The sequence below is a fragment of the Rhodanobacteraceae bacterium genome, assembly GCA_016713135.1.
Taxonomy (GTDB): Bacteria; Pseudomonadota; Gammaproteobacteria; order Xanthomonadales; family SZUA-5; genus JADKFD01.
Genome location: JADJPR010000023.1, coordinates 258,904 through 281,823, shown reverse-complemented (window position 1 = coordinate 281,823; position 22,920 = coordinate 258,904). Strand labels below are relative to the sequence as shown.

Here is a 22,920-nt window from a genome sequence, read left to right as displayed (position 1 = left end):
TAGTGAGTAGCAGCGAGACGCCATGCACGCTCGCCCGCGCGGCGCCAATCCCAAGTGATTGAATTCGATTGCATCCTGCCGCGACCCGCACCGGCCGCTACTCACCACTCACTACTCACCACTCACCGCTCGTCCAGCCGTCCATACGTCCGCAGTCCGTGGTTTGACGCATCGCAGCACTTCGTGATCTAGTCGGCCCGCATGGCTTTGCGAGCATGCGCTCTAGGACGGTCGGCGAAGCTCCGGATTCGGGGCAGCGGAGGAGCGACATGGGACAGGGTGCGGGCGGTGCCGATCTTTACGATCCGGCATTCGAAAAGGACAGTTGTGGCTTCGGCCTGATCGCCCAGCTGGACGATCGCCCGTCGCGCGCAATCGTCGATGCGGCCCTGGACGCGCTGCGGCGCATGACCCATCGCGGCGCGGTGGCGGCAGATGGCAAGAGCGGTGACGGCTGCGGCCTGCTGCTGCGGCGTCCCGAGGCTTTCCTGCGCGTGCTCGCCCGCGAGGCGGGCATCGCGCTGCCCGAGAGCTTCGCCTCCGGCATCGTGTTCCTGCCCCACGACGAAGCCGATGCGATGCGCGCGCGGGTCACGCTGGAGGCTGAACTGGTCGCCTGCGGGCTGCTGCTGGCCGGCTGGCGCGAGGTGCCGGTGGACGTGGAGGTGTGCGGCGCCGAGGCGCGCCGGACCATGCCCGCGGTGGCCCAGGTGTATGTGGGCGTGCGCGAGGATCTCGACTTGTCCGCGCTCGAACGCCTGTTGTTCCAGGCGCGCCGACGCGCCGAGATCGCGCTGTCCGACCTGGCCGATTTCTACGTCGTGTCCCTGTCGGCGCATGTGTTCGCCTACAAGGGCATGGTCATGCCGGGCGACCTGCCGGCCTTCTTCAAGGACTTGGCGCGGCCGGAACTGGCTACCAGCGCGGTGACTTTCCACCAGCGCTTTTCCACCAACACCATGCCGCGCTGGCCGCTGGCCCAGCCCTTCCGCTTCCTCGCGCACAACGGCGAGATCAACTCGATCCAGGGCAACCGCAACTGGATGCGCGCGCGCGGCCCGCGTTTCCGCTCGCCGCTGGTGGACTTCCGCGAGCTGCAGCCGGTGGTGTCGATGACCGGTTCGGATTCGCAAACCCTCGACAACATGCTCGAGTGCCTGCTGATCGGCGGCATGGACCTGCTGCAGGCCATGCGCATCCTGATCCCGCCCGCCTGGCGCGACCGCGAGGACCTTGACGGCGACATCAAGGCCTTCTACGAGTACTACCAGCTGCACATGGAGCCCTGGGACGGCCCGGCCGGCATCGTGCTGCTGGACGGTCGTTACGCCGCGTGCACGCTGGACCGCAACGGCCTGCGCCCCGCGCGCTACCTGGTCACACGCGACCGCCATGTGGTGATCGCCTCCGAGGCCGGTGTGTTCGACGTGCCGGCGCATGAGGTGGTCGAGAAGGGCCGCCTGGGCCCCGGCCAGATGGTCGCGGTGGACCTGCTGCGCGGCGAGTTCCTCAAGAGCCGCGATATCGACGCGATCAACCGCGCGCGGGCGCCGTTCAAGCGCTGGATGAAGACCGGCGTGCGCTATCTCAGCAACTCGCTGATCGATCCCAGCCTGGCCATCGAGCCCTGGGATGCGCCCACGCTCGCCGTGCACCAGAAGCTGTTCAACCTGTCGCGCGAGGAGCGCGACACGGTGCTGAAATCGCTGGCCGAGAGCGAGTCCGAAGCCACCGGCTCGATGGGCGACGACACCCCGGTCGCGGTGATGAGCGGCAAGGTGCGCTCGCTCTACGACTATTTCCGCCAGTCCTTCGCCCAGGTCACCAATCCGCCCATCGACTCCTTGCGCGAACACCGCGTGATGTCGCTGATGACCCAACTTGGGCGCGAGTGCAATGTGTTCGAGGCGGCGCCGCAATACGCGCGCCAGATCGTGCTGAACTCGCCGATCCTGTCGCAGCGCAAGCTCAAGCAGATCCTGTCGATGACCGATTTCGGCGGGCATGTCGAGATCGACATCAACTATCCGGCGGGCGAGACTCTGGAAGCTGCGCTGTCGCGCTTCTGCGAGCAGGCCGAGGATGCGGTGCGCCACGGCACCCTGCTGGTGTTCCTGACTGATCGCCACACCGCGCCGGACAAGGTGCCGGCGCATGCGCTGCTGGCGGTGGGCGCGGTGCACCAGCATCTCACGCGGGTCGGCCTGCGCGCCGCGTGCAACATCGTGGTGGAAACCGCCACCGCGCGCGATCCGCACCATTTCGCCTGCCTGATCGGCTTCGGTGCCACCGCGATCCAGCCTTACCTCGCCTATCAGAGCCTGCTGGCGTTGGTGCGCGCAGGGCAGATCAAGCGCCGCTTCGGCGAGCCGCTGGAGCTGGGACGCAGTTTCCGGCGGGGCATCCGCAAGGGCATGCTGAAGATCCTGTCGAAAATGGGCATTTCCTGCGTCGACAGCTACCGCGGCGCGCAGCTCTTCGAGGTGGTTGGCCTGGCGCGCGAGGTGGTCGAGCGCTGCTTCACCGGCACGCCGAGCCGCATCGAAGGTGCCGGTTTCGCCGAGATCGAGTCCGACCAGCGCCAGCTCTGCGCCCAGGCCTGGAACGCGAACTCGCTGGTCGAGCCGGGTGGGCTCCTGAAGTTCATGCACGGCGGCGAGTACCACATGTACAACCCGGATGTGATCGCGCGCCTGCAGGCGGCGGTGCGCAGCGGGGATTACGAGCTCTACCGCGAGTACGCGGATGTGGTGAACGCGCGCCCGGCCTCGGCATTGCGCGACCTGATGCTGCCGGTCAGCGATCGCGGGCCGATTCCGCTGGACGAGGTCGAGCCGGTCGAGGCGATCCTCAAGCGTTTCGACTCCGCTGGCATGTCGCTTGGCGCGCTGTCGCCGGAGGCACACGAAGCGCTCGCGATCGCGATGAACCGCCTCGGCGCGCGCAGCAATTCGGGCGAGGGTGGGGAGGATCCCGCGCGCTACGGCACCGAGCGCATGAGCAAGATCAAACAGGTGGCCTCCGGGCGCTTCGGCGTCACCCCGGAATACCTGATCAATGCCGAGGTGCTGCAGATCAAGATGGCGCAAGGCGCAAAGCCGGGCGAGGGCGGCCAGCTGCCCGGACACAAGGTCGACGAGACCATTGCGCGGCTGCGCTTTGCGCGCCCGGGCATCGGCCTGATCTCGCCGCCGCCGCACCACGACATCTATTCCATCGAAGACCTCGCGCAGCTGATCTACGACCTCAAGGAGATCAACCCCGAGGCGCTGGTCTCGGTCAAGCTGGTCTCGCACGCGGGCGTCGGCACCATTGCCGCTGGCGTGGTCAAGGCCTATGCGGATCTGATCACCATCTCGGGCCATGACGGCGGTACTGGCGCAAGCCCGCTGTCATCGATCAAGTACGCCGGTACACCGTGGGAACTGGGCCTGGCCGAGGCGCACCAGACGCTCAAGCGCAACAGCCTGCGCCACAAGGTGCGGCTGCAGACCGACGGTGGCCTGAAGACTGGCCTCGACGTGATCAAGGCCGCCGCGCTCGGCGCCGAGAGCTTCGGCTTCGGCACCGCGCCGATGGTGGCGCTCGGCTGCAAGTACCTGCGCATCTGCCATCTGAACAACTGCGCGACCGGTGTCGCCACCCAGTTGCCGGCGCTGCGCAAGGCGCATTTCATCGGCCTGCCGGAGATGGTCGAGCACTATTTCCGCTTCGTCGCGATGGAAGTGCGCGAGCGTCTGGCGCAGCTCGGCCTGCGTTCGATGGAGGAACTGATCGGCCGCACCGAGTTCCTGCGCCTGCACGAAGGCCATTCGGCCAAGCAGCGGCGCCTGGACCTCACGCCGCTGCTGAGCCAGGACGGCATGGCGGCTGACGCGCCGAACTGCTGCATCGACCCGCGCAACCCGCCGCACGACAAGGGCGTGCTCGCTGCGCGCATGCTCGACGACACCCGCGCCGCGATCGCCGGCAAGCAGGGTGGCGTATTCACGTACGCGGTCAGCAACCGCGACCGCAGCATCGGTGCGCGCTTGTCCGGCGAGATCGCGCGGCGCCACGGCAACCTCGGCATGGCCGAGCAGCCCCTGACCCTGAAACTGACCGGCTCGGCCGGGCAGAGCTTCGGCGCGTGGAATGCCGGCGGCCTGATTCTGGACCTGACCGGCGAGGCCAACGATTACGTCGGCAAGGGCATGGCTGGCGGCAAGATCGTCGTGCGTCCGCCTGCGGACGCCGGCTTCGTCGCCCGCGAGACCGTGATCGTCGGCAACACCTGCCTCTACGGCGCCACCGGCGGCGAGTTCTTCGCCGCGGGCCGCGCCGGCGAGCGCTTCGGCGTGCGCAATTCCGGCGCGCTGGCGGTGGTCGAAGGCACCGGCGACCACTGCTGCGAGTACATGACCGGCGGCTGCGTGCTGGTCCTCGGCCGCACCGGCCTGAACTTCGGCGCGGGCTTCACCGGCGGCTTTGCCTATGTGCTCGACATGGAGCGCGATTTCGTCGACCGCTACAACCCCGAGCTGATCGACATCGTGCGCATCTCCACCGAAGGCATGGAGAACCACCTCTCGCACCTGCGCCAGCTGCTCAAGCGCCACCACGCCGAAACCGGCAGCGCCTGGGCGCGCGAGCTGGTAGACGACTACCGCGAGGCCCTGCCGCGCTTCTGGCTGGTCAAGCCGAAGGCAGCGAGCCTGGAGAGCTTGAGCGAGACGCTGAAGAGGGCGGCGTGATGGAAGAGCGGTCAAACGTGAAACGTAAAACGTCAATTGGCGCCGACCCTCCGCGCTCGTTGGCCGATCGCGCAGAGTCATTGACGTTTGACGTTTGACGTTTCACGTTTGACGCATGAAACCTTTCTGTCCGCCGAACTCCCATGACTGATCCTCTCAAGTTTCTCAAAGTCCAACGCCAGATGCCGGCCGAGCTGCCGGTGGCGGTGCGCGTGCTCGGCTATTCGGAGATCTACGGGCAGTTCGCGCCGGAGCAGGCGACCGACCAGGCCGGGCGCTGCCTGGACTGCGGCAATCCCTATTGCGAGTGGAAGTGCCCGGTCCACAACTACATCCCGAACTGGCTCAAGCTGATCGAGGAAGGGCGCATCGTCGAGGCCGCGGAGCTGTCGCATGAGACCAATCCGCTGCCGGAGATCTGCGGCCGGGTGTGCCCGCAGGACCGGCTGTGCGAGGGCGCCTGCACGCTCAACGACGGCTTCGGCGCGGTCACCATCGGCGCCATCGAGAAGTTCATCACCGATGAGGCCATCCGCCTCGGCTGGAAGCCCAACCTGTCGGCCGTACGCCGCACCGGCAAGCGGGTCGCCATCGTCGGCGCCGGCCCGGCCGGCCTCGCAGCGGCCGATGGCCTGGTGCGCCGCGGGATCGACGTGGTGGTGTACGACCGCCAGCGCGAGATCGGCGGCCTGCTGACCTTCGGCATCCCGCCGTTCAAGCTGGAAAAAATCGTCGTCGAGCGCCGCCGCCAGTTACTCGAAGGCATGGGCGTGCAGTTCCGCCTCGGCGTCGAGATCGGCCGCGACATTGCGTTCGACCAACTGCTGGCCGAGCACGATGCCGTGTTCCTCGGCATGGGCACCTACCGCGCGGTCGACGGCGGCCTGCCGGGCCTGGACCTGGGCGGCGTGCACCCGGCGCTGCGCTATCTCGTCTCCAACGTCAACCGCGTGATGCAGTGGCAGGACGCGGAGCCGGCGATCCACCTTTCCGGCCAGCGCGTGGTGGTCCTCGGCGGCGGCGACACCGGCATGGACTGCGTGCGCACGGCGATCCGCCAGGGCGCCACCGAGGTCAGCTGCGTTTACCGCCGCGACGAGGCCAACATGCCTGGCTCGCGCCGTGAGGTGAAGAACGCGAAGGACGAAGGCGTGCACTTCCTGTTCAACCGCCAGCCCCTGGAGATCATCGGCGTGGATGGCCAGGTCAGTGGCGTGCGCGTGGTCGAAACCCGCCTGGGCGCCCCCGACGCCAAGGGCCGCCGCCGGCCCGAGAACGTGCCGGGCAGCGAGGTGGTGATCCCGGCGGATGCGGTCATCGTCGCCTTCGGTTTCCAGCCGGACCCGCCCGCCTGGATGGCGCAAAACGGAATCCGCCTGCACGCGGATGGCCGCGTCGACGTCCGCGACGAAACCGCTGTCCCGCTGCCGTTCCAGACCAGTTCGCCCAAGGTGTTTGCCGGCGGCGACATGGTCCGCGGCGCGGACCTGGTGGTCACCGCGGTCTACGAGGGCCGCGAGGCCGCGAAGAGCATCGCCGGCTTCCTGCTGGGCTGACCCGGAGGATCAGGCGGCGCGGCGCGGCTCTTCGACGGAGAAGCGCGGTTCTGCGGCAGGGGGCGCCACACTGGCCGCCGGCTGCAGGCTGGCGCTCACGCGCATGCCCACCTGGTAAGGCACCAGCGCCTCGATCCCGAAGCGCGCGATGTACGCGTAGATCTCGTCGTCTGTGGCATCCACGAAGCTGCGCATGATTGTTCTCCTGGCGCCCACAGTCGATCACGTCCGTGGGTGCAGGGGATGACGGCGGCGTGGCGTTTCGCGGGCGCCGCTGCCGTCGGTCGGGGCGCAGTAATCCTGGCTAAACGAACCCGCGCGGACGAGTGCTTCGCAGTCGCATTTCGCGCATGCTCTGCGCAGATATTCCGCGCATGGAAGACCCGATGTCGAAGCACCTGCTTGCCCTGGGAGCGGCCGCGCTGATGAGCCTGGCGGCCGCCGATGCCACCGCGATGAGCGAACACGAACAGGAAGTCGCCGCCTGGCGCACCGGTCGCATCGAGCGCCTGACGGCAGCCGACGGCTGGCTGTCACTGGTCGGCCTGCACTGGGTGCCGGCCGGGACCGCGCAGACCCTAGGCAATGGCGAGGGCAATGAGGTGGATCTCGGCGTCGGCCCGCCGCAACTCGGGCGCATCGAGTGGGAGGCCGGTAAGCCCTGGTTCGTCGCTGCCGACGGCGCTGGCGCGACTGTCGCGGACGCACCCGCAAACCGGGTCGAACTGCTTCCCGAACTGGCAAACGCGCCGGTCATCGTCCGCTTCGGCAGCGCCAGCCTGCAGATGCTCGAGCGCGGCGACAAGTTTGCCCTGCGCATCCGCGACAGCGAGGCGCCCACCCGGCTGAAGTTCAGCGGCATCCCGCATTTCGACGTCGATCCCTCCTGGCGCATCGAAGCGCGCTTCGAGCGCTATACCGAGCCGCGCACGATCGAGGTCGCCACCGTGGTCGGGACCCTCGAGGCCTATCCCAACCCTGGGCGCATCGTGTTCGAGCGCGAGGGCAAGACCCACAGCATCGAGGCGCTGGTGGAGGAGGGCACGGAGCAATACTTCCTCATCATCGCCGACCGCAGCAGCGGCAAGGAAACCTACGGCATGGCGCGCTATCTCTACGCTGGGCCACCCGAGGGCGACCGCATCGTGGTCGACTTCAACAAGGCTTACAACCCGCCGTGCGCCTTCACCGCCTACGCCACCTGTCCGATGCCGCCCGAAGGCAATCGGCTGGACCTGTACGTTTCCGCCGGCGAGAAGAAGTACGCAGGCGCCCACTGACCGCTGCTCCCCCGCGGAGGCACCCGATGACCGCTCGCTGGACCTGGTTGTTGCTGCTGGCGCTGCACCTTCCCGCGATCGCGGACAATGCCGATGGCGAGGCGCCCATCGAGCGCAAGTCGAGCGTGCTGATGCTCGGCAAGGTCGCCGGCAGCGAAACCTACTTCCTGCAGGGCGACGATCAGGTCGCCCGCTTCAAGTATGACGACCGCGGCCGCGGACCGGAGATCGAGGTGCGCTGGCGCCTGGATGCGCGCCAGTTGCCGGTGTCCATCCGCATCAGCGGCAAGGATTACCTGAAAGCGCCGGTGGACGAGTGGTACACCAACGAACGTGCAGTGGCCAACTGGAAGAGCGGGGCGGAGCAGGGCTCGATGGCCGGCGCACGCGAGCACTTCTACATCCCGATCGAAGCGCCACCGATGTTCATGGGCGTGCTGGCGCGCGCACTGCTGGCGGACGCGGACGGCGAGATCGATTTGCTGCCGGCTGGCCGCGCGCGCATCAGCGAGGCGCTGACCATTCCCGAGCCGGTCGCCAAGGGTAAGCGCAAGCGCGAACTGGTCGCCTACCAGATCAGCGGCATCGGCTTCACGCCGGACCTGGTCTGGTTCGACGCCGACGGCGCCTATCTCGGGGTGGTCGGCGAGTGGATGAGCGTGCTGCCGGAGGGCCGCGAGGCATGGCTGCAGCCGATCCTCGACGCGCAGGCCGGTTACGAGCGCAAGCGTGCCGCCGAATGGGCCGCGCGGCTCGCGCATCCACACAAGCGGCCGCTGCTGATCAACGGGGCGAAAGTGTTCGATCCGCGCACCGGCCAGGCCGAACAGGCCTGCGTGCTGGTCATGGGCCAGCGCATCGTGGCCGTCGGCGACGAGCGCCAGATGACCCTGCCGGCGGATGTCGAACGCCTCGATGCCAGCGGAAAGTGGCTGTTGCCGGGGCTGTGGGACAACCACGTGCACCTGGGCGGTGTTGATGGCCTGCTGCACCTGGCTGCCGGCGTGACCAGCGTGCGCGACCTCGCCAACGACCAGGACCAGTTGCCCGCGCGGGTCGAGCGCTTCGATGCCGGCAAGGAAATCGGTCCGCGCGTGGTCATGGCCGGCTTCATGGACGGCCGCGGGCCATTCGCCGGACCGACCAAGGTCTTCGTCGACACCCCCGAGGAAGCGCAGCAGTGGGTCGAATGGTATGCCGACCACGGCTACCAGCAGGTCAAGGTGTATTCCTCGCTGAAGCCGGAACTGGTGCCGCTGATCGCACGCCTGGCGCACGCGCGTGGGCTGCGGCTCTCGGGCCATGTGCCGGCCTTCATGACCGCCGAGCAGTTCGTCGCCGCCGGTGCCGACGAATTGCAGCACCTGAACTTCGTGTTCCTGAACTTCCTGGCGAAGGAAGCTGCGGACACGCGCGATATGACGCGCTTCACGGCCATCGGCAAGTTCGCCCACCGGATCGACCCGGAAGGCGAGCGCGAGCGCAAGTTCATCGCGATGCTCGCCGGTCGGCGCACGGTCGTTGACCCCACCATCAACATCTTCGAGGGCTTCTTCGAGGCCGCCGCTGGCGAGATGCATCCCGGCTACACCAGCGTCGCCACGCGCCTGCCGCCGCAGGTACAGCGCAGCCTGCGCCTTGGCGGCCTGGCGCCGCCGGAGGGCGAGCAGGAGCACTATGCGAAGGCCTTCCCGTCGATGCTGCGGATGCTCGCCGCGCTGCACCAGGCGGGCGTGCCGATCGTTCCAGGTACCGATGGCCTGCCCGGGTTCGCGCTTTTGCGTGAGTTGGAACTCTACGAGGCGGCCGGCATCCCGCGTGCCGACATCCTGCGCATGGCCACCTTGGGATCCGCCGAGGTCAACCGGCGCTCGCACGAGCTGGGAATCATCGCGCCCGGCTGGATGGCGGACCTGATCCTGGTCGACGGCGATCCGCTGGAATCGATCAGCGCGCTGCGCAAGGTCACGCGGGTGGTCAAGGACGGCGTCAGCTACCTGCCTGCGGAGCTGTACTCCACGGTTGGCGTCAGCCCGGCACCGTGAGCCGGGAAGTCGCGATCATCGTGGCCTACGATCGCCAACGCGCGATCGGCCATGCGGGTGGCTTGCCCTGGCACCTGCCGGATGATCTGCGACGTTTCAAGGCGCTGACGCTGGGCCAGCGTGTGCTCATGGGGCGCCGGACCTTCGAATCGATCGGCCGGCCACTGCCCGGGCGCGAGAACTGGGTGCTCTCGCGCGACGCATCCTGGACCCACCCAGGTGTGCACACCGTGCGCGACTGGCGCGCGGCGCTCGACCGGCATCAGTCAGGCGTGCTCTGGGTGATCGGCGGCGGCGAGATCTACCGCCTTGCATTGCCGGAGGCCGATCGCATCGAGGCCACCGAAATCGATACCCAGGTGGCTGCGGCCGATGCCTGGTTCCCGCAGATCGACGATGCCCAGTGGACGATTGCCGCACGCGAGCATCATCCCGCCGACGAGCGCCACGCCCACGCTTTCGACTTCGTCAGCCGGATGCGCCGGGGCTGAACCTCAGTCGCGGTCGCCCATCTCGTCCAGGCTCTGCGGATCGGCGTCGGTGCTGCGCGGTTGCGCGCAATCGACCGCGATGAATTCCGGCTCGCCTTCCAGACGCAGCGCAGTCAGCTTGCCGCCCCAGACACAGCCGGTGTCGAGGCCGTACACGCCCATGCCCTGGAAGCGGCCGAGCGCCGACCAGTGGCCGGCAACCACGCGGTACTCGCGCGGCTTGTGGCCCGGCGCCTCGAACCACGGGTAAAAGCCCGGCGGCTGCGTGCCGGGTGCGCCCTTGGAATCGAACGAGACCTGTCCGCGCGGATCGCAGTAGCGCATCCGGGTGAAGGCGTTGATCGTTGCCCGCGTGCGGTCCAGGCCCTTCAGCCGCCGGCTCCAGCCACCCGGCTTGTCGCCGTACATCCGCAGCAGGGTGTTCTTGAAATCCTTGCCGCGCAGTTCTTTCTCCACCCGCTCGGCCTCGATGCGCGCCCGTTCCAGCGTCCATTGCGGCGACAGGCCGGCGTGCACCATGACGAAGCGCAGTTCGTGGTCCACGTGCAGCAACGGCCGCATGCGCAACCATTCGATCAGTTCCGGGCCGTCGTGCGCTTCCAGCACGCGCTTGAGGTCCTGGTTCTTCTGCCGCCGCTCGGTCGCCTTGACGCTTTCGGCGACCAGATGCAGATCATGGTTGCCGAGCACCGCGACGGCGGCATCGCCAAGTCCACGGATGAGTCGCAGCGTCTCCAGCGACTGCCCGCCGCGGTTGACCAGGTCGCCGGTGAACCACAGGCGATCCACCTCGGGGTCGAAACGGAGTTTCTCCAGCAGCTTGCGCAAGGTGTCATAGCAACCCTGGACGTCGCCGATCGCATAGGTACTCACAACGGGTTGCTCCAGGGATCGATCGCCGGAGGGCGGCAGGGGCGCGATGTTGCCACGTCAGTGCAGCGTGCGCGGAACCGACAGCGAGAATGCGTTGATCGGCGCCTCGAACAGGGTGCCGTCGTCCGCAAGCATCTGGTAGCTGCCGCGCATGCTGCCGACATTCGTTTCAAGCACCGCGCCGCTGGTGTACTCGAATTGCTCGCCTGGCGCCATGTGCGGCTGCTCGCCGACCACGCCTTCGCCGCGCACCTCCTGGACCTTGCCATCGGCATCGACGATGCGCCAGTGGCGTGTCATCAGCCGCGCGCCGACCGCGCCGCTGTTGCGGATCTGGATGGTGTAGGCGAACACGAAGCGACGCTCGTCGGGCCGTGACTGGTCGGCGACGTAGTGCGTTTGTACCGCGATGTCGATCTGGTAGCGCTGTCTGCTCATGGGGCGATAAATAGCGACTGGGGGGCCCCGGAACAAGTTCCGCGAGGCGGGAGGGCAGTTCGGCCACGAACGCCGGGCAGCGGTTGGCTGAACACGCAGGCGAACCAACCGTCGGATGGTTTCACGAGTGCTTGACTTGATTTTGCTCATAAGTAGCATAATTAGGATCGGGTCGATTTCCGAACGCGCCATACGTGGCGTTATTGCTCTCCATGAGAAAAAGGTAGGTCGAATGAACTCTGCATCCGCCATCGCCCCGCGCGTTTTCGACGCCGAACTGGAAGCTCAGTACGCCGGTCTCTACCAGCGCGTCCGCGACCAGATCAGCCCATTGGACTGGAGTGTGCACCTGCCGTACATTGATGCGATCCGCACGTTGAAGACGGCGCGGCGTGCAGTGGTGCTGGCGCACAACTACCAGGCGCCGGAGATCTTCCACACGGTGGCCGACATCACCGGCGACTCGCTTGCGCTGGCGCAGCGCGCCGCCGATACCTCCGCCGATGTGATCGTGCTGTGCGGCGTGCACTTCATGGCAGAGACGGCGAAAATCCTGAATCCGTCGAAGACTGTGTTGATTCCCGACGCTGATGCGGGTTGTTCGCTGGCCGAATCGATCACCGCCGCCGACGTGCGGCTGCTGCGCCAGCGCTATCCCGGCGCGCCGGTCGTTACCTACGTCAACACCAGCGCCGAGGTGAAGGCCGAGTCCGACATCTGCTGCACCTCGGCGAACGCGGTGCACGTGGTCGAGTCGCTTCCCCAGGACACCGTGATCTTCCTGCCCGACCGCTACCTCGGCCAGTACGTCGCCCGCCAGACGAGCAAGCGCCTGATCCTGTGGGAGGGCGCCTGCGAGGTCCATGAGCGATTCTCCGGCGACGAGGTGCGCGCCCTGCGCGCGCCCGGCGTCGCCGTCCTGGCGCACCCGGAGTGTCCGCCCGATGTGCTCGACGCGGCGGATTTCGTGGGCTCCACCGCGGCGATGACCGAGGCCATCCGGCGCGGCGGCATCGACCGCGTGGTGTTGATCACCGAGTGCTCGATGGCGGACAACCTTGCAGTGGAGTTCCCGCAGGTCGAGTTCACGCGGCCCTGCAACCTGTGCCCGCACATGCGCCGGATCACCCTCCCGAAGATCTACCACGCACTGCGCGACCTTGCGCCTGCAGTCGAAGTCGATCCCGATACCGCCCGACGGGCGCGCAACGCCGTGCTTCGGATGCTGGATGTCGGCAGGCGCGAGGCGGCCTGACAATTTCCGTCACCAACGGACCCGCCCGGCTCATGTGTGCCCGGCGATGCGCCTAAAATGAGCGACACCTCACAACAGTGGTGCCGGCAGCAAGCGACACTGACACCAAAGCCAGGGCCTTCGGCTATGGCGAGCGATACAGGGGCGTAGACATGTCCGAACAGTACGATCTCATCGTCATCGGCAGCGGCGCAGCCGGACTGAGCGTCGCGCTCGGCTCCGGAGGCGTCCTGCGTGTGGCGGTGGTCAGCCGCGGAGTGTCCGGACTCGACGGCGCGAGCTGCTGGGCCCAGGGCGGAATCGCTGCCGCGGTGGGTCCCGGGGATTCCGCCGGACAGCATGCGGCAGACACGATTTCCGCCGGCGCACGCCTCAACAACAAGTCCGCGGTGCGCTGGTTGGCCGAGGGTGCGCCCGACGTGGTGCGCTGGCTGCTGGCGCTGGGGATGCAGTTCGACACGGTGAACGGCCGTCTCGCACTCGGTCGCGAGGCGGCGCATTCCTTTCCGCGCATTGCGCACGCCGGCGGGGATGCCACCGGCGCCGAATTGGCGCGGGTCCTGCGCGAGACAGCCGCACGCCAGTCGTGGATCGAACGCCATGAGTTCATGGATGCCTGCGAGTTGCTCCAGCGCGGCAACCAGGTGGTCGGCGTGCTTGCGCGCAATCGCCGCGGCGAACAGGTGCGGCTGCTGGCGCCGAGCGTGGTGCTCGCAACCGGCGGCATCGGGCAACTCTATCGCTACACCAGCAACCCGGCCGAGGCAGATGGCTCTGGATTGGCGCTGGCACACCAGGCGGGTGCGGAGCTGGCGGACCTCGAGTTCGTGCAGTTCCATCCGACCGCGATGGCGCCGAAGGCGGACGATGATGCATCTCAGCTGCCGCTGATCACCGAAGCCTTGCGTGGCGCCGGATGCCTGCTTCTGAATGACCAGGGCACGCGTTTCATGACTGCCGCGAGCACGCAGGGTGAACTCGCGCCGCGGGATGTCGTCGCACGCGGGGTCTGGGACCAGCTTGCGCACGGCCGCCGCGTTTTTCTCGACGCGCGCGGCCTGGGCGACGGCGTGCGGACCCGATTCCCGAATTTCATGCAGACCTGCGCCCAGCGTGGCATCGATCCGAGAACCCACCTGGTCCCGATCGTCCCCGCGGCTCACTACCATATGGGCGGCGTCAAGGTCGATTTGCACAGCATGTCGCGCGTGCCCGGGCTGTACGCCGTGGGTGAGGTGGCATGTACCGGAGTCCATGGCGCCAATCGCCTTGCGAGCAATTCGCTGCTCGAAGCGCTCGCTTTCGGCAAAGCGCTCGGCGAGCGTCTGGCCCAACGCGGCCCGTCGGCACCGATAACCCGCGTGGACCCCGTCGTGGGACATGCACTCCGTCCGATGTCCACCAACGATCACATGATCCTCGGGCGCCTGCGCCAGATCATGTGGAACGATGTCGGCATCATGCGCACCACCGAGGGTCTGCAATCGGCATTGCACCAGATCCAGGTGCTCGAGCGTCGTTGCCTGCCCGGTGCTCCGGTCCTGCGGCAGTTGCTGGCGGCGCAGTTGATCGTCGAGGCCGCATTGCGGCGCCGCGACAGTATTGGTGCCCACTACATGGGCTCCAGCGACACCAGCTGGTCTCAACAACACGGCCAGGCGGTGGCTTGAGGGTCGCGGCATCAGCGCGGTCGGGGTGGAGCTTGCTGTCAGGCAAGGGATGAAGCGGATGGAGTCGATACTGACGACCCTGTCCGCCACGTACCCTTGAACTTTCGAACCCGCGCCACCAACCGCTGACGCAGCCAGCGGCGTCCCGGTGGTGCCGCCGATCGTTGAACGATCGATCGCGCCCATCGGTGGCGGCACTGGCCGGCGAGCGACCAAGCTGCTGCCCCTTGGTGAATGCAGCTGAGTGCAAATTTCAAGAGCGGGGCTTGCAATTCTCCTCGCAGGCCTTCATGATTCAAGACCCGCCGGCGATGTCGGCAGGGAGCTGAACGAAACCTGTCGGTTTCTGAAGGTAGCGAAAGAGGGTGTTGACAGCCATCGATTTCGAAGTATGATGGGCGGCTCACACGGCGAGATGCTGGTGAGTAGGTCGAAGCGGGACGGTTCTTTCACAACGGATTCGGAGTGTCTTGTGTGGGCGCTTGGTCAGACGATGAGTCTGCGAAAGCGTCTTTCAAACAGCAACAGTAGTTTGAGCGGACAGCTTTAGATTCAAGACATTGTTTTTGAACTGAAGAGTTTGATCCTGGCTCAGATTGAACGCTGGCGGCATGCCTAACACATGCAAGTCGAACGGAGGTAGGGGCAACTCTACTTCAGTGGCGGACGGGTGAGGAATGCGTCGGAATCTACCCTATGGTGGGGATAACACAGGGAAACTTGTGCTAATACCGCATGATGTCGAGAGACCAAAGCAGGGGACCGCAAGGCCTTGCGCGATAGGATGAGCCGACGCCCGATTAGCTAGTTGGTAGGGTAATGGCCTACCAAGGCGACGATCGGTAGCTGGTCTGAGAGGATGATCAGCCACACTGGGACTGAGACACGGCCCAGACTCCTACGGGAGGCAGCAGTGGGGAATATTGGACAATGGGCGAAAGCCTGATCCAGCAATGCCGCGTGTGTGAAGAAGGCCTGCGGGTTGTAAAGCACTTTTGTTCGGGAAGAAAACGGATCGGTTAATACCCGGTTCGGATGACGGTACCGAAAGAATAAGCACCGGCTAACTTCGTGCCAGCAGCCGCGGTAATACAGAGAGGGCAAGCGTTGTCCGGAATGACTGGGCGTAAAGCGCGCGCAGGCGGTCTTTTAAGTTGGATGTGAAATCCCCGGGCTTAACCTGGGAATGGCATCCGATACTGGGGAGCTGGAGTTTGGGAGAGGGTGGTGGAATTCCCGGTGTAGCGGTGAAATGCGTAGAGATCGGGAGGAACATCAGTGGCGAAGGCGGCCACCTGGCCTAAAACTGACGCTGAGGCACGAAAGCGTGGGGAGCAAACAGGATTAGATACCCTGGTAGTCCACGCCCTAAACGATGAGAACTGGACGTTGGGAGGAATTCGCCTCTTAGTGTCGAAGCTAACGCGTGAAGTTCTCCGCCTGGGGAGTACGCTCGCAAGAGTGAAACTCAAAGGAATTGACGGGGCCCGCACAAGCGGTGGAGTATGTGGTTTAATTCGATGCAACGCGAAGAACCTTACCTGGTCTTGACATCCTGGGAACCCTGTAGAGATATGGGGGTGCCGCAAGGAGCCCAGAGACAGGTGCTGCATGGCTGTCGTCAGCTCGTGTCGTGAGATGTTGGGTTAAGTCCCGCAACGAGCGCAACCCTTGCCCCTAGTTGCCAGCACGTAATGGTGGGAACTCTAGGGGGACTGCCGGTGACAAACCGGAGGAAGGTGGGGATGACGTCAAGTCATCATGGCCCTTATGACCAGGGCTACACACGTACTACAATGGTCGGTACAGAGGGCAGCCAACCCGCGAGGGGGAGCCAATCCCAGAAAGCCGATCTCAGTCCGGATTGGAGTCTGCAACTCGACTCCATGAAGTCGGAATCGCTAGTAATCGCGGATCAGCAATGCCGCGGTGAATACGTTCCCGGGCCTTGTACACACCGCCCGTCACACCATGGGAGTTGGCTGCACCAGAAGCAGGTAGCTTAACCGCAAGGGGGGCGCTTGCCACGGTGTGGTCAATGACTGGGGTGAAGTCGTAACAAGGTAGCCGTATCGGAAGGTGCGGCTGGATCACCTCCTTTAGAGTCAGCGGACCAAAGTCTGATTCGAGCGCCCACACAAGACACGCGAAATGCCTGGAAGTTCTGACCGGAGGGTTAGGGCTGACGGGAGCACGAGCAACCTGCTGTCAGCCAAAAGCTGGTGGTGGGGACGATCAGCCGCACTGGGTCTGTAGCTCAGGTGGTTAGAGCGCACCCCTGATAAGGGTGAGGTCGATGGTTCGAGTCCATCTAGACCCACCAGTGCGAGGCTGGCGTTCTGGACCGCTGAGCAGCGGAGGCTGCGAAGGATTGATCCCGGACGGGGCCATAGCTCAGCTGGGAGAGCACCTGCTTTGCAAGCAGGGGGTCGCCGGTTCGATCCCGGCTGGCTCCACCATGGCATGACGCATTCCGAATCGTTGGGAACTGATCAGAGTATCGAGCTGAGCTGACGTGGCGTCGGTTGAGCTTGAGACTCTGGATGAGCAGTACGGCGGGTCGAACTGACCTGTTGCTGACCGCAAGGAAGCGGTGTTCTTTAAAAAATGAGCAGGTAGCCAAAGGCGTCTGAGCGCCGTGGTGGGAGGCTGTGCAAGCACGGGCGACTGCGACGGTGAACTCAAACAGAGAGAACCTGTAATGTAGTTTGGGCGACTGGTAACTCGGAGCGTGGGCTTCGGGTTATATGGTCAAGCGAATAAGCGCATACGGTGGATGCCTTGGCGGTAGGCGGCGATGAAGGACGTGGTAGTCTGCGAAAAGTGTCGGTGAGCTGACAACAAGCGTTAAAACCGGCAATGTCCGAATGGGGAAACCCGGCCCGTAAGGGTCATCCGCATCTGAATCTATAGGATGCGGAAGCTAACCCGGAGAACTGAAATATCTCAGTACCCGGAGGAAAAGAAATCAACCGAGATTCCCCAAGTAGTGACGAGCGAACGGGGATTAGCCCAAAAGTCTCGATAGCTTTAGTGGAACGGTCCTGGAAAGACCGGCCATAGAAGGTGATAGCCCGGTACACGAAAGGGCTATCGAGATGAAATTGAGTAGGGCGGGACACGTGGAATCCTGTCTGAACATGGGGGGACCATCCTCCAAGGCTAAATACGACCTACCGACCGATAGTGAACCAGTACCGTGAGGGAAAGGCGAAAAGAACCCCGGAGAGGGGAGTGAAATAGAACCTGAAACCGTATGTGTACAAGCAGTGGGAGCCCGCAAGGGCGACCGCGTACCTTTGTATAATGGGTCAGCGACTTATGGTTCGTAGCAAGCTTAACCGCATAGGGAAGGCGAAGGGAAACCGAGTCTGAATAGGGCGTAAAGTTGCGAGCTGTAGACCCGAAACCGGACGATCTAGCCATGGCCAGGGTGAAGGTGCGGTAACACGTACTGGAGGCCCGAACCCACGTCTGTTGAAAAAGACGGGGATGAGTTGTGGCTAGGAGTGAAAAGCTAATCGAGTTCGGAGATAGCTGGTTCTCCCCCGGAAAGCTATTTAGGTAGCGCCTCGAGTATTACTTCTGGGGTAGAGCACTGTTATGGCTAGGGGGGTCATAGCGACTTACCAAACCATGGCAAACTCCGAATACCAGAACGTATCAGCTCGGGAGACACACGGCGGGTGCTAACGTCCGTCGTGAAGAGGAATACAATCCAGACCGCCAGCTAAGGTCCCAAAATTATCGCTAAGTGGGAAACGATGTGGGAAGGCATAGACAGCCAGGAGGTTGGCTTAGAAGCAGCCACCCTTTAAAGAAAGCGTAATAGCTCACTGGTCGAGTCGGCCTGCGCGGAAGATTTAACGGGGCTAAGCGATGTACCGAAGCTGCGGGTTTGTAGCAATACAAGCGGTAGGGGAGCGTTCCGTAAGCCTGCGAAGGTGGATCGTAAGGTCTGCTGGAGGTATCGGAAGTGCGAATGCTGACATGAGTAACGATAAAACGGGTGAAAAAACCCGTTCGCCGAAAGCCCAAGGTTTCCTTGCGCAACGTTAATCGGCGCAGGGTGAGTCGGCCCCAAGGCGAGGCAGAGATGCGTAGTCGATGGGAAGCTGGTTAACATTCCAGCACCTCGTGTGGTTGCGATGGGGGACGGAGAAGGTTAGGTGTACCGGGCGTTGGTTGTCCCGGGGAGATGACTGAGGTGGATGTGCTTGGCAAATCCGGCATGTCAACACTGAGGTCAAGGACGAGCCCGCATGGGCGAAGTCACCGATATCACGCTTCCAGGAAAAGCCTCTAAGCTTCAGATCACACGGGACCGTACCGGAAACCGACACAGGTAGGCAGGATGAGAATTCTCAGGCGCTTGAGAGAACTTGGGTGAAGGAACTAGGCAAAATAGTACCGTAACTTCGGGAGAAGGTACGCCACCGCAAGGTGGCCGCAGTAACCAGGCCGCTGCGACTGTTTATCAAAAACACAGCACTCTGCAAACACGAAAGTGGACGTATAGGGTGTGACGCCTGCCCGGTGCCGGAAGGTTAATTGATGGGGTGCAAGCTCCTGATCGAAGCCCCGGTAAACGGCGGCCGTAACTATAACGGTCCTAAGGTAGCGAAATTCCTTGTCGGGTAAGTTCCGACCTGCACGAATGGCGTAACGACAGCGGCGCTGTCTCCACCCAAGGCTCAGTGAAATTGAAATCGCTGTGAAGATGCAGCGTTCCCGCGGCAAGACGGAAAGACCCCGTGAACCTTTACTATAGCTTCACACTGAACGTTGAGTTCGTCTGTGTAGGATAGGTGGGAGCCTTTGAAGGGCTGGCGCTAGCTGGTCTGGAGGCGACGTTGAAATACCACCCTGATGTGCTTGACGTTCTAACCTAGGTCCGTAATCCGGATCGGGGACAGTGTGTGGTGGGTAGTTTGACTGGGGCGGTCTCCTCCCAAAGAGTAACGGAGGAGCACGAAGGTGCGCTCAGCACGGTCGGACATCGTGCGTAGTGTGTAAAGGCATAAGCGCGCTTGACTGCGAGATCGACGGATCAAGCAGGTACGAAAGTAGGTCTTAGTGATCCGGTGGTTCTGTATGGAAGGGCCATCGCTCAACGGATAAAAGGTACTCCGGGGATAACAGGCTGATACCGCCCAAGAGTTCATATCGACGGCGGTGTTTGGCACCTCGATGTCGGCTCATCACATCCTGGGGCTGTAGCCGGTCCCAAGGGTATGGCTGTTCGCCATTTAAAGTGGTACGCGAGCTGGGTTCAGAACGTCGTGAGACAGTTCGGTCCCTATCTGTCGTGGGCGTTAGAGATTTGAGGGGGGTTGCTCCTAGTACGAGAGGACCGGAGTGAACGAACCTCTGGTGTTCCGGTTGTCACGCCAGTGGCACTGCCGGGTAGCTAAGTTCGGAAGCGATAACCGCTGAAAGCATCTAAGCGGGAAGCGCGCCCCAAGATGAGATCTCTCCCTCCTTGAGAGGATAAGAGCCCAGGAAGACCACCTGGTTGATAGGCGCGGTGTGTAAGCGTGGTAACACGTTGAGCTTACGCGTACTAATTGCTCGAAGGCTTGACCATATAACTCAAAGCCCATGCAAACGAACTACACTCGTTCCCTCGGCGCCAATGGCTACCTGCCCATCCCTTTTCCAATGCTTGGCGACCATAGCGGCGTGGTCCCACCCGATCCCATCCCGAACTCGGAAGTGAAACGCGCCAGCGCCAATGGTAGTGTGCATCCGCATGCGAGAGTAGGTCATCGCCAAGCACCTTTTGAACACCACAACGCCCAGCCAACAGGCTGGGCGTTGTGCTTTGTGCTATCTGCAATCTGGCACCGTGGACTCCGAGGGCCAAGCACATGACCGAGCGAATTGTCATTGCAATTCCGGCGCGCCATGGATCGACCCGGCTCCCCGGGAAACCACTCCTGATGGTCGCCGGCAAACCGTTGATCGCGCATGTAATCGAACGGGCTCGGCTATTGAGCGGCGGCGAGATCGTGGTGGCGACCGATGACGCCCGCATCGCGGATGTGGCGGCCGGTTTGGGGGTGCAGACCGCGATCACGCGTGATACCCACGCAACTGGTAGTGATCGCCTGGCTGAGGTTGCCGACCAACTCTGCTGGCCCGACGACCTGATTGTCGTCAATCTCCAGGGCGATGAGCCGTTGATGCCGCTGAGTTGCCTGCAGGCAGTCGTCAAGGCCTTGCGCGAAGATCCGGACGCTGCAGCGGCAACACTGGCGACGCCAATCACCTCGATCGATGAGATGTTCGACCCGGCGTGCGTGAAGGTCGTGTGCGATGTGCGCGAGCGTGCTTTGTATTTCAGTCGCGCTCCGGTCCCTTGGGCTCGCGATACTTGGAGTCAGGACAGGGGCATCCTTCCGTTTCCCCGCCCACTGAGACACCTCGGTCTCTACGCTTATCGCGCAAGTACTCTCCGCGCTTTCGCGGCGTTGGCGCATGGCCAGCATGAACGTATCGAGTCGCTCGAACAGTTGCGCCTGCTCGAAAATGGTCTGCACATCGCCGTGCGTCTGGCGCCTGAGGCGATTCCGCCCGGTGTCGACACGCCGGCCGATGTCGAGCGGGTGTCGCGGCTGCTCGGTGGCGGCCCGCAAGAGAGCCCTGCGCGCAGGAAGCTGTTGTTCGTCTGCATGGGAAACATTTGCCGTTCGCCGCTGGCGGAGGCCTACGCGCGACACCGGTTTGGTGAGCTTGGCGTCGCTGTTGAGGTCGCGTCGGCTGGCACGATCGGGCACCACGAAGGCGAGAGGGCAGATCAAGGGGCACTGCTGGTCGCAGCCAAAGCAGGTCTCGACTTGTCGTCGCATCGCGCGCGGCGCGTGCGGGATGAGGATTTCGCAAATTTCGACTTGATCCTGGCGCTCGACGATCGCAATCTGCGTGATCTGCACGCTCGCGCGAACCCCGAGCACGTCGGCAAGTTGAAGCGACTTCTGGACTTCGCTCCGGCCTGCGGGCATCGTGACGTTCCGGACCCGTACGGGCAGTCGCAGGCAGTGTTCGCGCACTCGCTGACACTGATCCGCTTGGGCGTCGATGGACTGGGGACGCACCTCAGTGCGTCATCGTAACTGCGATTCACTTCGGAGCGAGCCACATGGGTGGTGATATCTACCTGACCGAATTGCCGGCCGGGATCACCTGGGTGAACATGGATGAACCTCCGCGGCTGGATGCATTGCGGGGAAAGGCGCTGCTGGTGAACTTCTGGACGGGATCCAGCGTTGCTTGCGAACAGCAGGCCCAGGAGCTTCGTCAACTCGAAGGCCGCTTTCACGACGGGCTGGCCGTGCTTGGCGTGCACACCCCCAAACATCCCGCCGAGGCAGAAGATGAAGTCGTTCTGAAGACAACGAATCGCTGGCATCTCCGCCACCCGGTCGCGAACGATCGGGAGTGGATCTGGTGGCGCCAGCTTGGAATCGATTCGTGGCCTTGCGCCGTGCTGTTCGATCAGGATTTCCGCATGATCGGGGCCTTTCCTGGTGAGGGGCGCAAGGCCGAGATCGAGGCTCGGATCCAGCAAGTGCTCGACAAGGCGGCGGAACTCGACCAGCGCAGTTATGACCCTGCTCCGGTCGGGCGCAAGCAGGAACCGCGCGCGCCTTTGCGGTTCCCCACCAGGATCGTGGCCTCCGCCACCCACCTGTATGTAGCCGACACCGGTTACAATCGAATCCTCGAACTGGGCTTCGACGGCCGTGTGAACCGTCAGTTCGGTTCAGGGAATCCCGGGCAGTGGGATGCACGCGGTACCGAAGCCGGGTTCCGCAATCCGGTCGGCTTGGCGTTGTGGAAGGACTTCCTGTTCGTCGCTGACACTGGGAATCACGCGATCCGGCGAGTCCGCTTGCTCAGCGGAGATGTCGAAACACTTGCCGGGAATGGCAGCTGTGATCGCCCCGCAGCGACGGAAATCCAACAACCGCGTGCGACACCGCTTGCGACGCCGATCGATGTCGCGGTGCTCAATGACCGGCTGTACCTTGCGATGGCCGGCGCCCATCAGATCTGGCAATTGGACTTGGGCCGCGGTTCGCTCGGGCTTTTTGCAGGCAACGGCCGCGAGGATGGCGTTGACGGGACCGGGAGTTTCAGCAGTTTCGCGCAGCCGAATGCCCTGGCAATCGTGGGAGAAAATCTCTACGTGCTCGACGCCGCGACATCGGCGTTGCGCTCTATTCGAATCGCGGATACGCGAGTGGCGACGATCATCAATGGCGGGTTGTTTTCCGATGGCGCGAACGACGGCCCCGGCATGGCCGCACGCATGTGCCATCCAACCGCGCTGCACGCCGATCCTGCGCGCGGTGTGCTGTGGATCGCTGACACGCTGAACCACAAGCTGCGCGTCTATGGCATCGCCAAGAACGAACTGAAGACGTTGAATATCAACTACCGGCTGCAGTCGCCTGCCGGGATCTGCGTCGCGCAGCAGGCGGTCTGGATTGCCAACACCGACGCCCACGAGTTGCTGAAGCTGGATTTGAAGTCGGGTCGGTTGTCGCGACTTTCGATCACGACCTGATTGCGCC

Annotated in this window: 12 protein-coding genes, 2 tRNA genes and 3 rRNA genes; 14 read left to right on the top strand and 3 right to left on the bottom strand. The window is 64.0% G+C overall.

All coding sequences use genetic code 11. The features are described 5' to 3' along the window. Window positions 1-269 precede the first annotated feature (269 nt). Together gltB and IPK27_21090 are read left to right on the top strand one after the other, a co-directional pair. Window positions 270-4,733 carry a glutamate synthase large subunit gene (gene gltB, locus IPK27_21095; protein MBK8070014.1) on the top strand — a complete coding sequence of 1,488 codons (4,464 nt, stop codon included), beginning with the start codon at window positions 270-272 and terminating at the stop codon, window positions 4,731-4,733. 143 nt (window positions 4,734-4,876) lie between these two features. Then, window positions 4,877-6,289, top strand: a complete 1,413-nt coding sequence (locus tag IPK27_21090) for an FAD-dependent oxidoreductase (protein ID MBK8070013.1) — start codon at window positions 4,877-4,879, stop codon at window positions 6,287-6,289. Window positions 6,290-6,298: 9 nt separating this feature from the next. On the opposite strand, the gene IPK27_21085 is transcribed toward IPK27_21090, so the two are convergent. Next, the gene (locus IPK27_21085) at window positions 6,299-6,484 is read right to left on the bottom strand and encodes a hypothetical protein (protein ID MBK8070012.1); all 186 of its coding nucleotides are present in this window, start codon (window positions 6,482-6,484) and stop codon (window positions 6,299-6,301) included. A 191-nt stretch (window positions 6,485-6,675) separates the two neighbouring features. Between IPK27_21085 and IPK27_21080 the strand changes: the two genes are divergently transcribed. The 3 genes from IPK27_21080 to IPK27_21070 are packed head-to-tail and all read left to right on the top strand — an operon-like array spanning window position 6,676 to window position 10,105. Then, the gene (locus tag IPK27_21080) at window positions 6,676-7,569 is read left to right on the top strand and encodes a DUF1684 domain-containing protein (GenBank protein MBK8070011.1); all 894 of its coding nucleotides are present in this window, start codon (window positions 6,676-6,678) and stop codon (window positions 7,567-7,569) included. Window positions 7,570-7,595: 26 nt separating this feature from the next. Next, window positions 7,596-9,614, top strand: coding sequence for an amidohydrolase family protein (locus tag IPK27_21075; protein ID MBK8070010.1), 2,019 nt, complete (start codon window positions 7,596-7,598; stop codon window positions 9,612-9,614). Next, window positions 9,611-10,105 carry a dihydrofolate reductase gene (locus tag IPK27_21070; GenBank protein MBK8070009.1) on the top strand — a complete coding sequence of 165 codons (495 nt, stop codon included), beginning with the start codon at window positions 9,611-9,613 and terminating at the stop codon, window positions 10,103-10,105. Before IPK27_21075 ends, IPK27_21070 begins: the two co-directional genes overlap by 4 nt. A gap of 3 nt (window positions 10,106-10,108) precedes the next feature. On the opposite strand, the gene IPK27_21065 is transcribed toward IPK27_21070, so the two are convergent. Together IPK27_21065 and apaG are read right to left on the bottom strand one after the other, a co-directional pair. Continuing rightward, window positions 10,109-10,978, bottom strand: a complete 870-nt coding sequence (locus IPK27_21065) for a symmetrical bis(5'-nucleosyl)-tetraphosphatase (GenBank protein MBK8070008.1) — start codon at window positions 10,976-10,978, stop codon at window positions 10,109-10,111. A 57-nt stretch (window positions 10,979-11,035) separates the two neighbouring features. After that, window positions 11,036-11,416, bottom strand: a complete 381-nt coding sequence (apaG, locus tag IPK27_21060) for a Co2+/Mg2+ efflux protein ApaG (protein MBK8070007.1) — start codon at window positions 11,414-11,416, stop codon at window positions 11,036-11,038. A gap of 232 nt (window positions 11,417-11,648) precedes the next feature. Here apaG and nadA point away from each other — a divergent pair, with 232 nt between their 5' ends. The 9 genes from nadA (at window position 11,649) to IPK27_21015 (ending at window position 22,913) form a co-directional block, all read left to right on the top strand. Continuing rightward, a complete protein-coding gene (gene nadA, locus IPK27_21055; protein MBK8070006.1) occupies window positions 11,649-12,671 on the top strand; it encodes a quinolinate synthase NadA in 1,023 nt (340 codons plus the stop codon). Window positions 12,672-12,823: 152 nt separating this feature from the next. Continuing rightward, window positions 12,824-14,341, top strand: coding sequence for an L-aspartate oxidase (gene nadB, locus IPK27_21050; protein ID MBK8070005.1), 1,518 nt, complete (start codon window positions 12,824-12,826; stop codon window positions 14,339-14,341). Window positions 14,342-14,909: 568 nt separating this feature from the next. Continuing rightward, window positions 14,910-16,442, top strand: a 16S ribosomal RNA gene (locus IPK27_21045). A 145-nt stretch (window positions 16,443-16,587) separates the two neighbouring features. After that, window positions 16,588-16,664, top strand: a tRNA-Ile gene (locus tag IPK27_21040). Window positions 16,665-16,724: 60 nt separating this feature from the next. After that, window positions 16,725-16,800, top strand: a tRNA-Ala gene (locus IPK27_21035). A gap of 290 nt (window positions 16,801-17,090) precedes the next feature. Next, window positions 17,091-19,928: ribosomal RNA gene (locus tag IPK27_21030) — 23S ribosomal RNA — on the top strand. A gap of 77 nt (window positions 19,929-20,005) precedes the next feature. Beyond that, window positions 20,006-20,118 (top strand): 5S ribosomal RNA (rrf, locus tag IPK27_21025). The 16S, 23S and 5S rRNA genes sit together here with 2 tRNA genes alongside, the layout of an rRNA operon. Before the next feature lie 93 nt (window positions 20,119-20,211). Continuing rightward, complete coding sequence (gene kdsB, locus IPK27_21020) at window positions 20,212-21,456, top strand: 3-deoxy-manno-octulosonate cytidylyltransferase (GenBank protein MBK8070004.1); 1,245 nt, start codon at window positions 20,212-20,214, stop codon at window positions 21,454-21,456. 26 nt (window positions 21,457-21,482) lie between these two features. Beyond that, window positions 21,483-22,913, top strand: a complete 1,431-nt coding sequence (locus IPK27_21015) for a redoxin domain-containing protein (GenBank protein ID MBK8070003.1) — start codon at window positions 21,483-21,485, stop codon at window positions 22,911-22,913. The last annotated feature ends 7 nt before the right edge of the window (window positions 22,914-22,920 follow it).